Genomic DNA, 14,307 nt, shown 5'->3' on the forward strand with positions numbered 1-14,307 from the left:
GGAAAACAATAAGTTTTCCCTTTTTCATTATCGTAGGATTTTAAACATGTAATAGATTGTTTTTATAAATATATTTTTAAGGATTGAAATATGAATAATGATACAACAAAAAAATTAGGCGAAGGACTTTCAAATCGCCATATCACAATGATTAGTATTGGCGGTGTTATTGGTGCAGGTTTATTTGTCGGTTCATCCTCTGCAATTGCCAAGGCGGGCCCAGCAGTAATTCTTGCATACCTCATTACCAGCATTATGGTATTTCTGGTGATGCGAATGTTAGGTGAAATGGCCGTTTTAGAGCCGGACACTGGTTCATTTTCTACATATGCCCGTAAAGCGATTGGTCCTTGGGCAGGCTTTACCATTGGTTGGTTATATTGGTGGTTTTGGGTGCTTGCGATTCCTGTAGAAGCCATTGCAGGTGCTGAAATTTTACATTCGTGGTTTCCGAACGTTTCAGTTTCTATTTACGCATTTTGTTTTATTGTGTTCTTAAGCTTAGCTAACTTTTTTAGTACCAAAAGTTTTGGTGAGTTTGAGTTCTGGTTTTCTTTGGTCAAAGTAGTGGCCATTATCGGTTTCATTATTATTGGTATTTTGGCAATTTCAGGTATTTGGCCTTTAGCTAAAAATGTTAGCGGTGTTGCCAATTTATACAATAATGCTGGTTTTATGCCGCACGGTATGGGAGGCATTTTATCTGCCATTTTAATTACGGCATTTTCATTCTTTGGCGTAGAAATTGTCTCAATTGCAGCAGCGGAATCATCAAACCCTAAACAGAAAATCAGACGCGCTACCAATTTGGTGTTGTACCGTATTATCCTTTTCTTTGTGGTCTCAATGTTCATTGCTGTTTCACTTGTCGACTGGCGTTCACCAGACTTACAAAAGTACGGAACATTCCAATACGTTTTAATGAGCTTGAACGTACCGGGCACTAAACTCATCATTGATACGGTCGTGTTTATCGCCGTTGCGAGTTGTATGAATGCTGCGATTTATACGTCCTCTCGTATGCTATTTCGTTTGGGCACTCGTAGTGAAGCGCCTCAGGCAGTAACTAAAATCAATTATGCAGGTGTACCTGCAATTGCAGTGTTTTCTTCAACTTTTATTGGTTTAGTGTGTTGTGTCATTAACTATGTATTCCCTGGAAAAGTATTTGGCTTATTGCTTTCAAGCACAGGGTCAATTGCTTTACTGGTGTACTTAGTTATTGCGTTCTCACAACTACGTTTAAGACATAAGTTAGAAGCAGCTGGAGCGGAAATACCATTTAAAATGTGGTTATTCCCATGGCTTACTTGGTTTGTGATTATTATTATTTTAAGTGTGTTAGCTTATATGTTCTTCTCACCAGCATATAGTTATGAAACCACTTTATCTTTAGGTGTAACTTCGCTTGTGGTGGTTTGTGGTTTGTTTGTCACGCGAAAGCGTAAAGCAACCAGAGCGGTTGCCATGAATTTGGATTAATCATCCAATAAAATTAAATTATATATAAATTAAAAAAGAGACCATAAACGGTCTCTTTTTTTCTCTCATATTCCAAGATTTAGACGAACTATTTAGTCGTATCAATACAGACTAAAACCGATAAACCTGGGCGTAATAATTTAACGTCTTTTTGATTTTCAATAAGCTTAATTCGTAAAGGAAGGCGCTGAACAATCTTGGTAAAGTTACCAGTCGCGTTAGTCGCCGAGATGGGAGAAAAAAATGCGCCGGTAGATGGAGAAAAGCTATCTACCACACCTTTTAATTCAACGTTATAAGCATCTACATAGACATTAACTGGTTGTCCAATCTTGATCTTTTTTAATTCAATTTCACGGAAGTTGGCTTCAACATAAACCTGATCTAAAGGAACAACCACCATGAGTGGATTACCAGCACTCACAAAGTTACCTACGTTAGCTGACTTTTGACCAATCATGCCATCAATAGGCGCACGAACCTCTGTATAGCTCAAATTTAGTTTTGCTTTATCAAGTGCGGCTTGTGCTTGTTTAAGAGCAGCTTGTTTGGCTTGTACCTGAATCTTGTATTGGTTGAGCTGATACTGTGCATCAATCACTTTTTCTTTACTGCTGTCTAAGTCAGCATATTGTTCAGTCAATGTAGTCTTAGACTGCTGGGTAATTAATCTAGATTCCGCTCCAAGTGCTTGTAGTTGCTCATAACGCGCCGTATTGTCTTTTGTGAGCTTAATTCCAGCTTCTACTTTTCTCAGCTGTGCTTCAGTTTCACGAATAACAGTGGGTTGTCTATCCACTGCGAGCATTGCTTCACTCAGGTCAGCTTGCGCTTTGGCATAATTAGATTCAGCCTCAGCCAAAGCAGCTTGATAATCACGTGCATCAATCCTTGCTAAAAGTTGGCCTTTTTTTACGGTCTGATGATCTTTAATGTAAATTTCTTCAATATTGCCAGATACCTTAGGGGCAATAGTTGAATACTCTACATCTACACGTGCATCGTCTGTTTCAACAACCGAAGACGGTAAAAATATAAGTTTTAAAACCCACAAAATAGATGCTAAGACAATAATAAACGCAATAGCCATAACCCAATGCTTTTTGAGAAATTGCACCTTGGTTAACTTGGGTGGTTCGGTATGGGTGGTGTCTTGGGCTTCGAGAGTACTCATAAAGATTTTCCTGAGTTATGACTATTCATTAACTTAATGAGAGCAATACGTGGCGGATAAGTTCGAACTGGCAAAATCAACATCACGATGAATAAAATAGCGGTAAGGCCAGCTAAGATGAGATATTGATCGCTAATAACTAAAACTGATTGTTGCGCTTGAATCGCAGAATTTAGGGCAGATAAACCACCTGAAACACGATCTGCACCATTTGCGGTGAGCACAGGTGGAGTAAGTGGATTAATAACAGGGCCTTGAATATTTTGGAAAACATGTTGGGCTGTATTTTCAATCAGTCGTGTTGAATGGTATTCACCGCGTACTCGACTGATCCAGTCTAAAATACAAACACCCAGTACACCGCTAATAGCACGCGGGGTATTAATCATAGGGGATGCATAAATTGCCATAGTTGGGTGAACACTGTTTGTCCCCATCATTAAGAGCGAGAGCACGACACAGGTTTGCCCCAGACATGAGATTGCATGCCAAAAATAAAACTGATCTTGATTCCATGTGGTATCAAGTTGGCTTGCACCTAGGCAACCCGCAATGACCAGAAGTAAACCAAACCCGTGTACATATCGGCTATCCACCCAAGCTTGATTTAAAAGCTTCACAACAATAGGAATATAGATAAATTGCAATGCTGCAATTTGTAAGCCAATCCACATGGTCTGAGTGGGTTTATAGCCATGCACTGCACTTAAGTAATTGAGTGGTAATGTGCTGGTGGACATACCAATAATGACAAAGCAAAAGAGTGCGAAAACAGCATAAGCAAAATTTCTGATTTCGAGCATTTGCGGTTTAATGAGTGGTGACGGATAACGCCACTCATGTATGAAAAACCAAGGTAAAGTAATCGCACTAATTAAGGCTAATACACAAATTAATTGGGAATGGAACCAGTCTAAATGGTTGCCATGCAACAACATTGTGCTCAGGCTCGCTAAGCTAATAATCGCTAAAATGGCACCCATCCAATCGTAATTTTTTATTCTTGAATAATTCAATGGATCTTGGGGAATACCAAAATACACCAGTGCAGCGCTTAGCGCACAAAAAGGAATGGTTTGGAAAAATATCATTTTCCATCCAATTACATCTAAGTAAAAAGCTGAGAGTGCAGCACTTAAGTTGGGAAAGAACGTCGCAGTTAATGCATAGCAGGCGAGACCCCATAGTCGAATATCAGGTCCTAAAAATCTAAGCGCACAGGCCATGAGCAAAGGAATGGTTAAACCATTGGCGAGCCCTTGTAAGCCACGTAATAGATAAAAGATTTCGATATTTGGACTAAAAGGAATTAAAACGCTAGAAACAAGGCAAAGTCCTATGGCAAAAAGAAGAACTCTGCGCATAGAAAAAATGACTGCCCAACTCGTAGACAGGATCATTCCAATAATCATTGCACTTGCGTAAATACTGTTAACCCAATAACCCGAGTCGACACTAATGCCCATTGCACCTCGAATGTCGACTAAAGTAATGCTGGTAATTCGGTTATTAAATTCAACAGTCATTGCAGCAAATATTGCACCTGCTAAACCGATGAGTGGCTTTGTATTCATCTTTTACCTTAAATCTTAAACATCAATTCATTGCACGGAGTAGATATTTACTGTACTGTACCGATCGGTACTCTACTCTTTAATTAAATTTCCGTCAATTCTCGATTTTGAACTTTTCGATGAGTTACACTTAGAACGAAATCGCTAAAATTTTTATAAGGTCAATATGTCTGGTTCAACAAAAGCTCATGAAAAAGATCAAAAAATTCTGGATGCAGCAACAAAGTTTTTTTTGATCCACGGCTTTAGTGGCACAACGACAGACATGATTCAAAAGGAAGCGGGGGTTTCAAAAGCAACAATGTATGGTTGCTATAAGAATAAAGAAGCGATGTTTGCAGCGGTGATTGAACGTCAATGTACCAACATGCAAAAACAAATTATTTTAGTTGAGACAAAAGCTGACAATTTACGCTCAGCTCTAACTGAAATTGGGAAGACCTATCTGTGTTTTATATTATCGCATTCAGGTTTGGCTTTTTTTAGGGTCTGTATTGCAGAAGCGGTAAGATTCCCTGAGTTATCTGAAAAATTCTTTGAGTTGGGTCCACAGCGTCTAGCAAATATCATTGCAGGATATCTAGAAAAATCCGTTAAACAGGGCGAAATTGAATTAAGCTCTTCTTCAGAAGTTGCTGCGAATATATTTTTATCGTTATTAAGAAGTGATGCTCATCTAAAATGTTTGACGCATCCTGATTATTTAATATCAGAGAATGAAATTAGTACTTGGGTTGAGTATGCGGTTGATTTGTTTTTAAAAAATATCAATTACAAACCAAATTAATTTAGGGGATTTTATTCTATCTATAAGCTCTGGATGTGGAAATTAAAAAGAGACCATTTTGTGGTCTCTTTTTTTAATTGATTAGATCGCTTCTTTGGTCATCTCACCATTCACCAACCTTAAAACCTGCAATGGATTGCTGTCTTTTAAAGCTTCTGGCAATAAACTCTGCGGATAGTTTTGATAACACACAGGTCTTAAGTAACGATCAATAGCTAAGGTTCCAACTGAAGTACCTCTTGCATCTGAAGTTGCTGGATATGGTCCGCCGTGCACCATCGCATCACACACTTCCACACCCGTTGGGTAACCGTTTAAAAGTAATCGACCGGCTTTTTCTTCTAACACTGGAACTACATCTGCAAACTCGGTTAAGTCTGCCTCATCAGCAATTAAAGTCGCAGTCAGCTGACCATTCATGCTTTTTAGTGCCTGAATCAGTTGGGCTTTATCTGCCACTTCAATGATGACCGTAGTTGGCCCAAAGATTTCTTCTTGCAGAAGTTGGTCGCCTGCCAACAATAAGTCAACATCAGCTTTAAACAGTTGCGGTTGCGCCTGATTGCCTTGTTGAGTATTGCCTGCCAAGTGTTCAATACCTTGATGCTGGGTTAAATGCTCAAGACCAGCGGTATAGCTTTTTAAGGTGCCGGTATTCAGCATAGTCTGCGCAGGTTTACCACCCATAATTTCGGTTAGGTTACTAATGAGCTGAGTAAACTCGGCTGATTTAATTCCCAAAATTAATCCTGGACTGGTACAGAACTGACCACAGCCGAGCACTACTGAATCTGCCAAATCCTGTGCAATTTTTTCACCACGATTTTTTAAGGCTTCTGGCAACATCAGCATCGGGTTAATGCTGCTCATTTCAGCAAATACCGGAATCGGTTGTGGGCGGGCTGCGGCCATGTCGCATAAAGCGCGACCACCACGAAGTGAACCTGTAAAACCAACAGCCTGAATTAAAGGGTGTTTCACTAAAGGTTCACCCACGCCATTACCGTAGATCATGTTAAATACACCTTTTGGCATATTTGATTTTTCTACGGCACGTTCGATTGCCTGAGCTACAAAGTCTGCTGTCGTCATATGCCCACTGTGGGCTTTTACCACTACAGAACAACCTGCGGCCAGTGCCGAAGCAGTGTCACCACCTGCGGTTGAGAATGCTAAAGGAAAGTTACTTGCCCCAAAGACCGCAACAGGGCCAACACCGATTTTAATCTGACGCAAGTCTGGACGAGGCAAAGGCTGACGCTCAGGTAAAGCGGTATCAATACGAGCACCTAAAAAGTCACCACGGCGCAACACTTTGGCAAATAAACGCATTTGCCCACTGGTACGGCCACGTTCACCTTGTAAGCGTGCAAGTGGCAAAGCGGTTTCCTGTGAGACGATTTCTAGGAAATCTGTACCCAAAGCATCAAGCTCATCGGCAATATTTTCTAAAAAAGTAGCACGCTGTTCAGGTGATGTATGGCGGTAAGTCTTAAACGCTTGACTTGCAGCTTCACAGGCTTGATTCACCTCTTGTTCGGTTGCATGGCGAAATTCATAAGGCAAAGCTTCGCCAGTTGTTGCATTCACACTTTTTAGTAAAGTTGAACTTTGTGTGCTGCGTGAACCACCAATAAAGTTGTGTCCGATAATGGTCATAACAAATATCCTGAAATTAATGAGAGTGTCTTGGAAGGTTGTCTTGGTTTACGACTCGCATGTATAAAGTTGCGGGTTCCAAACAACCACCAGTAGATAATTGACCTACCATGTTGCGATACATTTCTTGCCAAGGTGTTTGAGATGCAGAGACCATCGGTTTCCATTCACGGCGGCGTTGTTCTAACTCTTCGTCAGAAATGAGTACGTTGACTGAACGTTTATTTAAATCAATACGTAAACGATCATTGGTTTTTAATAAAGCAATGCCGCCCCCTACAGCCGCTTCGGGTGACATATTGAGAATAGATGGGCTGGCAGAAGTTCCACTTTGGCGGCCATCTCCTAAGCAAGGCAGTGAATCAATCCCTTTTTTAATTAACTCTGCGGGTGGGGCCATATTTACAACTTCCGCACTGCCCGGATAACCAACAGTGCCAGCGCCACGGATGACCAAAATACAATGTTCATCAATTTTTAAAGCTGGATCATTAATTCGGGCGTGGTAATCCTCTGGTCCTTCAAAAACGATCGCACGTGCTTCAAAGCTATTTTCACTATTTGGGTCAGATAAATAGGTTTTCTTAAATGCCTCACCAACGACAGACATTTTCATAATGGCACTGTCAAAGAAATTACCACTCAGCACGATAAAACCTGCGCCATGTTTCAATGGTTGTTCATAAGGGAAGATTACATCTGCATTTGAGGTTTTTGCATTTTTAGCAATTTCCCCAATCGTTTTACCGCTGACTGATGCACAGTCTTCATGTAAAACACCTGCTTTTTGTAATTCATGTAATACAGCAGGAACACCACCGGCACGGTGGAAACCTTCACCCAAATATTTGCCCGCCGGCATGCAGTTCACAATGAGCGGGATGCTTTCTCCAACACGTTGCCAGTCTTCTAAACTCAGCTCAATCCCCATATGACGAGCAATTGCAATTAAATGAGGAGGGCAGTTACTTGATGCGCCTAATGCTGAGGCTACCGCAATGGCATTTTCAAATGATTGTTTGTTCATGATTTTAGAAGGGCGTAAATCTTCTAGAACCATTTCACAAATTCTTTTGCCTGTCATATAGGCCATTTGCCCACGTTCACGATACGGCGCCGGAATACTTGCACATGTCGGTAAAGACATACCCAACGCTTCTGCCAAAGCATTCATAGAAAGTGCAGTGCCCATGGTGTTGCAATGCCCGACCGAAGGCGATGCTGAAGTGGTCATTTCCATGAAGCCTTCATAGTCGATTTCACCTGTGGCAAGTAAATTTCTTGCATGCCAAAGTACCGTGCCTGAGCCAATTAACTCACCTTTAAAATGACCATCTAACATTGGCCCACCAGATAACACGATTGCCGGTATATCTGTTGTTGCGGCTGCCATTAAACATGCAGGTGTCGTTTTATCGCAGCCCGTTGTTAGTACCACACCATCAAGTGGATAGCCATGTAAGATTTCAACTAGACCTAAGTAAGCTAAATTTCTATCGAGTGCAGCAGTAGGGCGTCGAGACTGTTCAGCAATTGGGTGAACGGGAAATTCCATGGGAATACCACCCGCATCTCGAATACCCGCTTTAACGCGTTCAGCAAGTTCTTTGTGGTGACGGTTACATGGGGTTAAATCACTGCCAGTTTGTGCAATCCCAATAATCGGGCGGCCGGATTGTAGCTCGGCACGGGTCAGGCCATAATTCATGTAACGCTCGACATAGAGTGCTGTCATGTCAGCATGTGTAGGATCATCAAACCATTCTTGGCTACGTAAAAAAATCCGTTTATCTTGATCATTCATTTTTAGATCCTTCTACTGATCTTGCTCAGTAATTTAATTTTTCAAGTGCTGAATATTACGATTGAACCAGTCGATAATACGTGAAAATTATAGTAATTCACGTTGCTTCAAGTTACGCATCAAAGCATTTATTCCAAAATTCCACGGCGTTGCTTTGTCACTGGTCATGACCGTGTTGTATAGAGTGCCGAGTTTAGGTGAATGAATACGGACCACATCTCCAACTTTATGGGTAAAGCCAGCCCCAGCTTGTTCTCGATCTTGAGTCGGTGCAAATAAAGTACCTAAGAACAAAACAAAACCGTCTGGATATTGGTGGTTTTCATTGAGGGTTTGTTGAATTAAATCTTCCGGGTCACGGCTAATCTGAGACATAGAGCTCACCCCATTAAGCACAAAGTTATCTGTCCCTTCAATTTTCAGTTCAACATCGCAAGCGCGGATATCATTTAAAGTAAAAGTATGGTCAAAAAGGCGAATAAAGGGGCCGATTGCACACGAAGCATTGTTATCTTTTGCTTTACTCAACAGTAGGGCGCTACGGCCTTCAAAGTCCCGTAAATTCACATCGTTACCTAAAGTCGCACCTAAAATTTTACCTTGGCTATTGGCAACTAATACGACTTCTGGTTCTGGATTATTCCACTCAGACTTTGGGTGAATACCAATATTTTGACCCGTTCCTACGGCTGCTAAAACAGGGGCTTTAGTAAAAATCTCGGCATCTGTACCAATACCCACCTCAAGATATTGAGACCACATTTTTTGTTCAATTAAATATTCTTTGAGTTGCAGCGCTTTATCAGAACCGGGTTCAATTGTTTTTAAATTATCGCCGATTACCCCTTGTACAATTTCACGGATGGATTGGGCTTTTTGTGCATCGCCACCTGCTTGCTCTTCAATCACGCGTTCTAACATGCTTGCGGCAAAAGTAACACCTGCCGCTTTAATCACTTGCAGATCAATAGGGGCTAAAAAATATGCCTTGTTGGTATCTGGTTCAGCGACTGTGTTGGCAAACAACTCATCAATTGATCCAACTAATTTTCCTTCAATTTCAGATAAAGCTTTTAAAGGATCTGAACTTTCAAGTAACTGGGAAATCGTGTGGAACTTTTCAGAAATATCAAAAACCTGATCACCTTTTAAAAGAATTGGAGATGGACCGGAAATTTGATTTGGAATCCACGCGCGACCAATTAAACATCCTTGGGTAGCGTCGTCTGGTAATGAGTTCTGGGAATTTAACGTAAAGTTCATTTAAAGCATCCTTCTTTTATTTGAAATCATGATATGTTTCTTATTTAATAAACACCAATCGTAATAATTTAATTATTAATAACGAAAAGTTATCGAAAAGGATTTTTATAAATGGCAGATTTGACTTACACAAGTTTAAATAATTGGTTGAAATTTAAACACTTGGTGTTGTTGGAAACTTTGGCGAGAACCAATAACATGCATTTAGCTGCCGAGCAGATGAATTTAAGTCAACCTGCTGTTAGTAAAATGCTAAAGGAAATTGAGGGTCTGCTTGGGTTTCAGGTCTTTGAGCGGCTGCCTAGAAATATGCCAGTAACAGCCTTGGGTGAACATGTAATTCGATATGCCCAGCGTGTGTTAAATGATGCAAAGCATTTTGTCGAAGACATTGAAATTTTACGATTAGGTGGTCACGGTTTTTTAAAAGTAGGGGGTATTTTTGCTGCAACCGCTGTGGTGATTCCAAACTCAATTATTGAGATTAAGAAACAATGGCCGCTACTTTCTATTGATGTTGTTGAGCAGACCAGTGACCATTTAATGGAAATGCTAAGTGAGCATACTTTAGATTTAGCTATTGGCCGTTTTACCGATGTGACACAAAGTCAGTTTTTTGATTTTCAACCTTTAGGCCCAGAGCCGTTTTGTATTGTTGTAAATAATGCTCATCCATGTGCAAAGAAAAAGTTTTGTACATTAGAAGAATTATTAAATTGGCCGTGGGTACTTTATCCTAAAGGCACGCCAATTCGACAACGTATGGAAGGCGCATTTGCCCGAGCTAAAGTTAAAATTCCCTTAAATACAGTCAATACCATGTCGATGCAGACCTTTTTGCAGATCTTAAAAGGTGCGCCTATGGTAGGAATGTTGCCCGAAGCCATGGTGATCGATCAGGTAAAAGAAGGGCAATTGCAGATTTTAGAAACAGATCTAATTTTAGATGCGCAGGATTATGGAATTTTGACGCGTAAAGATGAACCAGTTTCTGATATTGCAGCAGCATTTATTAATATCTTACTTAAAAATGCGAAACGTAAATAAAGTATTCAGCCTCAAGCCAAGGAGCGGTTTGAGGTTTTCAAGTTGAAAGACAACTTGCTTTATTGAGTAAATTTATAAACACAAAACTGATATTAAAAAGTTATCAATATTTAGAAATTATTCATTGGAAATTATTGAAAGGACTCCTTATCGTTTAATTCACGACAATTACAAAAGTTTTTAAGTGAATAAAAACTAGGAAAGGACCTCTGTATGAATGTGCTAATCACTGGTGGAACAGGTTTTATTGGAAAACAAATTGCCAAAGAGATCTTAAAAACTGGCAGTTTGAATTTAGATAACAATAAACCTGAGCCCATCGATAAAATTATTCTGTTTGATGCATTTGCAGGCGATGATTTGCCGCAAGATCCGAGAATTGAAGTGATTGTCGGTGATATTACCGATAAAACTACAGTTGCTCATATTACAGAAAATATTGATGTCGTTTGGCATTTGGCTGCTGTGGTGAGCTCGGCAGCGGAGGCTGATTTTGATTTAGGTATGGATGTTAATCTGTATGGACTCTTAAATTTATTAGAAGAATTAAGAAAGAAACAAACTACGCCTCGAGTCATTTTTGCCAGTGGCTGTGCTGTATTTGGCGGACAGTTGCCAGAGATTGTGACAGATGAGACTGTGGTTACACCAAAGTCTTCTTACGGCATGCAAAAGGCAGTAGGAGAATTGCTTGTATCGGATTACTCAAGAAAAGGCTTTATTGATGGCCGTATTTTAAGACTACCGACTATTGTGGTTCGTCCCGGTAAACCTAATAAAGCGGCATCGACATTTTTTAGTTCAATTATTCGCGAACCGTTAAAAGGCGAAACGGCCGTTTGCCCAGTACCGTCAGATACTCCAGTCTTTGTTACTTCACCGCGACGTTGTGTTGAGTCGATGATTAAAGCGGCGTCAATTTCTTCAGATGTACTTCAAGATAACCGAATCATTCCTTTACCGGGATTAACAGTTACGGTTAAAGAAATGCTGGAAGCGCTTGAAAAAGTTGCGGGCAAACAAGCAACTGATTTGGTGCAATGGCAAGAAGACAAAACCATTCAACGTATTGTTCAAAGTTGGCCTGTTCAGGTGAAAGCTGAATATGCCGAATCTTTAGGTTTCCAAGCAGATAAAAATTTTGAAAGCGTGATTCAGGCACATATAGAAGATACCCAAAATTAATGGCAGTGATCGCCAGTTGATGTGAGAGTTATTATGGAAGATATCAAGAATGTAACTGCTCTCGAAGAGCAGACAATTAAACGTATTTCGAACCGAATTATCCCGTTTCTCATTATTCTATTCATTATGGCATTTCTAGACAGGACCAATATTGGTTTTGCTGCGTTACATATGAATGATGCACTTGGAATTACTCAAACCATTTTTGGTTTAGGTGCGGGTGTATTTTTTCTAGGTTATTTTATTGCAGAAGTACCGAGTAATATTTTACTTCATCGGTTTGGAGCGCGGATCTGGATTGCCCGAATCATGATTACTTGGGGAATCATTGCAGCACTAATGGGCTTTATTCATAGCGGCACGCAATTTATTGTTTTACGGTTTTTACTCGGTATTGCTGAAGCGGGTTTCTTTCCAGGCGTGATCTTTTATTTAACCTTATGGTTTCCTGCAAAATATCGTGCCCGTGTTTTTGCCACGTTTTATCTTGGATTGCCAATTGCTCAAATTATTGGAGCACCAATTTCAGTTGGTCTTATGCAATGGGGCAATACCATTGGCTATGAAGGCTGGCGTTTGATGTATGTGCTAGAAGGGATCCCATCCATTATTTTAGGACTAATCTGCCTTAAATATTTAACCAATAACCCAAAAGAAGCAGAGTGGTTAACAGCTGAGCAGCGTCAATGGCTCATGAATACGCTTGAACGTGAAGAAAGAGAAAAAGAGCAATCTGCCGATGCTGCTTTAACTAAAGGTGAACTCATTAAACAAGTATTTAAAAATCCTTTAGTTTGGATTATGGCGGTTGTTTATTTTGGAATTACTTCCGGTTCAAATGCAATGTTCTTCTTCTTACCAAGTGTTTTAGAGTCATTCCGTAACACATTTGGTATGCAAATTAGCCTTATTCAAAATGGTTTACTTACCGCAATTCCATATGCATTTGCAGCTGTTGGAATGGTGCTATGGAGCCGCCGTTCTGACCGTAAACAAGAACGTTATAAACACGGTGCTTGTGCTGCACTTATGGCGGCATTAGCCATTGCGATTGCACTGATTGTAAATCAACCATGGGCCATTATTGTCGGCTTTATTCTTCTTGCGATTGGTGTATTTAGCGCAATTAACATTTTCTGGACTATTCCTGGGCAAACTCTAACGGGTGTTGGTGCCGCAGCTGGAATTGGATTAATTAATTCGGTAGGTAATTTAAGTGGTTTTACTGGTCCATATTTAACTGGATATTTATATACCACCACAGGCACTTATACAGTGGCATTCCTTGCTATTGCTGGCTTTGTAGCAATGGGTGGTTTGGGCTTATTGTTATTAGCAAAGTTAAAATCAAATAGTTTAAAAGTAGAACAGCAGCAACTTAAAGTTCGAACTGCTACGGAGATGAAATAATGGCGACCATTGGATTTGTGGGGACAGGCATTATGGGACTACCGATGGCTATGCATTTACTCAAAGCAGGCCATCAAATTAAGGTTTGGAATAGAACTTTATCTAAAGCAGATAGTTTAAAAGAAGCTGGTGCCCAAGTTTGCTTTGACCTTGAACAAGTCGGGAAAGATGTAGAGTTTCTAATCTGTATGCTTAGCGATGGAAAAACCTGTGATGAAATACTGTTTAAAGAACACGGCGCGACTTCGAAGCTAAAACCTGAAAGTACGGTCATTGTCATGAGTTCAATACCCGTTGAAGTTGCACAAGCACAAAGTGAAAAATGCAGAGAAAGAGGGTTTAAATATTTAGATGCTCCAGTCTCTGGAGGCGAAAAAGGTGCCAAAAATGCAAGTCTAGCGATTATGGTTGGCGGTGACGCTAAAACATTTTCACAGGCTGAAACTATTTTAAGTGCAATGGGACGCCCAATTTTAGTGGGCGGGGCTGGCTGTGGAATGCTCGCAAAACTTGTCAATCAAATGATAGTAGCAACTACCATTGCAACTGTAAGCGAGGGCTTATTGCTTGCCATTAAAGCTGGAGCTGATCCTATTAAGCTCAAACAAGCACTTACAGGAGGTTTTGCAGATTCTCCAATTTTACAGCAACATGGCGAGCGTATGCTAAGTAGAAATTTTAAACCGGGAGGCACTGCTCGAAACCAGCATAAAGATATTCATACAGCCGTTAGCTATGCTAAATCACTAGAATTGAATTTACCTGTTGCCCAACAAGTCAGCCAATTATTTGAAAATATGCTTGCTGCCGGAGACGGTGAACTTGACCATTCTGGTTTAATTCGTGAACTTGAGCGAATGAACCCAGTGTGAAATTGCTTTAAATTTAGCGGTACTTGATGAATAGACATAATCAAGTACCG

At 40.3% G+C, this 14,307-nt stretch carries 11 protein-coding genes; 6 read left to right on the forward strand and 5 right to left on the reverse strand.

The genetic code is table 11. The features are described from left to right. Positions 1-90 precede the first annotated feature (90 nt). Positions 91-1,482 (forward strand): amino acid permease, encoded by a 1,392-nt coding sequence (locus AAC388_RS08740; protein ID WP_005075928.1) that lies wholly within the window; start codon positions 91-93, stop codon positions 1,480-1,482. A gap of 88 nt (positions 1,483-1,570) precedes the next feature. On the opposite strand, the gene AAC388_RS08745 is transcribed toward AAC388_RS08740, so the two are convergent. Both AAC388_RS08745 and AAC388_RS08750 read right to left on the reverse strand, forming a co-directional pair. After that, positions 1,571-2,656: an HlyD family secretion protein gene (locus AAC388_RS08745; protein WP_032003689.1), complete on the reverse strand. Its 1,086-nt coding sequence runs from the start codon at positions 2,654-2,656 to the stop codon at positions 1,571-1,573. After that, positions 2,653-4,230, reverse strand: coding sequence for an MFS transporter (locus tag AAC388_RS08750; RefSeq protein ID WP_342371517.1), 1,578 nt, complete (start codon positions 4,228-4,230; stop codon positions 2,653-2,655). Before AAC388_RS08750 ends, AAC388_RS08745 begins: the two co-directional genes overlap by 4 nt. A gap of 166 nt (positions 4,231-4,396) precedes the next feature. On the opposite strand from AAC388_RS08750, the gene AAC388_RS08755 reads away from it, so the two are divergent. Beyond that, the gene (locus tag AAC388_RS08755; protein ID WP_342371518.1) at positions 4,397-5,017 is read left to right on the forward strand and encodes a TetR/AcrR family transcriptional regulator; all 621 of its coding nucleotides are present in this window, start codon (positions 4,397-4,399) and stop codon (positions 5,015-5,017) included. A gap of 81 nt (positions 5,018-5,098) precedes the next feature. Here AAC388_RS08755 and AAC388_RS08760 read toward each other — a convergent pair whose 3' ends face one another. From AAC388_RS08760 to AAC388_RS08770, 3 genes are all read right to left on the reverse strand, one after another. Next, positions 5,099-6,676, reverse strand: coding sequence for an aldehyde dehydrogenase (NADP(+)) (locus AAC388_RS08760; RefSeq protein WP_342371519.1), 1,578 nt, complete (start codon positions 6,674-6,676; stop codon positions 5,099-5,101). A 16-nt stretch (positions 6,677-6,692) separates the two neighbouring features. Then, positions 6,693-8,480: an IlvD/Edd family dehydratase gene (locus tag AAC388_RS08765; protein WP_342371520.1), complete on the reverse strand. Its 1,788-nt coding sequence runs from the start codon at positions 8,478-8,480 to the stop codon at positions 6,693-6,695. An 87-nt stretch (positions 8,481-8,567) separates the two neighbouring features. Then, positions 8,568-9,743: a fumarylacetoacetate hydrolase family protein gene (locus AAC388_RS08770; protein WP_233732769.1), complete on the reverse strand. Its 1,176-nt coding sequence runs from the start codon at positions 9,741-9,743 to the stop codon at positions 8,568-8,570. 111 nt (positions 9,744-9,854) lie between these two features. Here AAC388_RS08770 and AAC388_RS08775 point away from each other — a divergent pair, with 111 nt between their 5' ends. The 4 genes from AAC388_RS08775 to AAC388_RS08790 all read left to right on the forward strand — a co-directional run bounded on the left by AAC388_RS08775 (position 9,855) and on the right by AAC388_RS08790 (position 14,257). Next, positions 9,855-10,790 (forward strand): LysR family transcriptional regulator, encoded by a 936-nt coding sequence (locus AAC388_RS08775; protein WP_086376248.1) that lies wholly within the window; start codon positions 9,855-9,857, stop codon positions 10,788-10,790. A gap of 213 nt (positions 10,791-11,003) precedes the next feature. Next, positions 11,004-11,975: a D-erythronate dehydrogenase gene (gene denD / locus AAC388_RS08780; RefSeq protein ID WP_233732766.1), complete on the forward strand. Its 972-nt coding sequence runs from the start codon at positions 11,004-11,006 to the stop codon at positions 11,973-11,975. Between the two features lie 33 nt (positions 11,976-12,008). Beyond that, on the forward strand, positions 12,009-13,385 hold the full coding sequence (locus AAC388_RS08785; RefSeq protein ID WP_032003681.1) for an MFS transporter: 1,377 nt from the start codon (positions 12,009-12,011) through the stop codon (positions 13,383-13,385). Further along, the gene (locus tag AAC388_RS08790) at positions 13,385-14,257 is read left to right on the forward strand and encodes an NAD(P)-dependent oxidoreductase (RefSeq protein ID WP_032003680.1); all 873 of its coding nucleotides are present in this window, start codon (positions 13,385-13,387) and stop codon (positions 14,255-14,257) included. The genes AAC388_RS08785 and AAC388_RS08790 overlap by 1 nt, the downstream gene beginning before the upstream one ends. Positions 14,258-14,307 lie beyond the last annotated feature (50 nt).

It is taken from the genome of Acinetobacter sp. D009, from assembly GCF_038562025.1.
GTDB lineage: Bacteria > Pseudomonadota > Gammaproteobacteria > Pseudomonadales > Moraxellaceae > Acinetobacter > Acinetobacter pittii.

Excerpts from the sequence above, each read along its gene's own strand:
- AAC388_RS08755 (WP_342371518.1), top strand. The coding sequence starts at position 4,397 with ATGTCTGGTTCAACAAAAGCTCATGAAAAAGATCAAAAAATTCTGGAT.
- AAC388_RS08790 (WP_032003680.1), top strand. The coding sequence starts at position 13,385 with ATGGCGACCATTGGATTTGTGGGGACAGGCATTATGGGACTACCGATG.
- AAC388_RS08745 (WP_032003689.1), bottom strand. The coding sequence starts at position 2,656 with ATGAGTACTCTCGAAGCCCAAGACACCACCCATACCGAACCACCCAAG.
- AAC388_RS08770 (WP_233732769.1), bottom strand. The coding sequence starts at position 9,743 with ATGAACTTTACGTTAAATTCCCAGAACTCATTACCAGACGACGCTACC.
- AAC388_RS08750 (WP_342371517.1), bottom strand. The coding sequence starts at position 4,230 with ATGAATACAAAGCCACTCATCGGTTTAGCAGGTGCAATATTTGCTGCA.
- denD (WP_233732766.1), top strand. The coding sequence starts at position 11,004 with ATGAATGTGCTAATCACTGGTGGAACAGGTTTTATTGGAAAACAAATT.
- AAC388_RS08740 (WP_005075928.1), top strand. The coding sequence starts at position 91 with ATGAATAATGATACAACAAAAAAATTAGGCGAAGGACTTTCAAATCGC.
- AAC388_RS08775 (WP_086376248.1), top strand. The coding sequence starts at position 9,855 with ATGGCAGATTTGACTTACACAAGTTTAAATAATTGGTTGAAATTTAAA.
- AAC388_RS08760 (WP_342371519.1), bottom strand. The coding sequence starts at position 6,676 with ATGACCATTATCGGACACAACTTTATTGGTGGTTCACGCAGCACACAA.
- AAC388_RS08785 (WP_032003681.1), top strand. The coding sequence starts at position 12,009 with ATGGAAGATATCAAGAATGTAACTGCTCTCGAAGAGCAGACAATTAAA.
- AAC388_RS08765 (WP_342371520.1), bottom strand. The coding sequence starts at position 8,480 with ATGAATGATCAAGATAAACGGATTTTTTTACGTAGCCAAGAATGGTTT.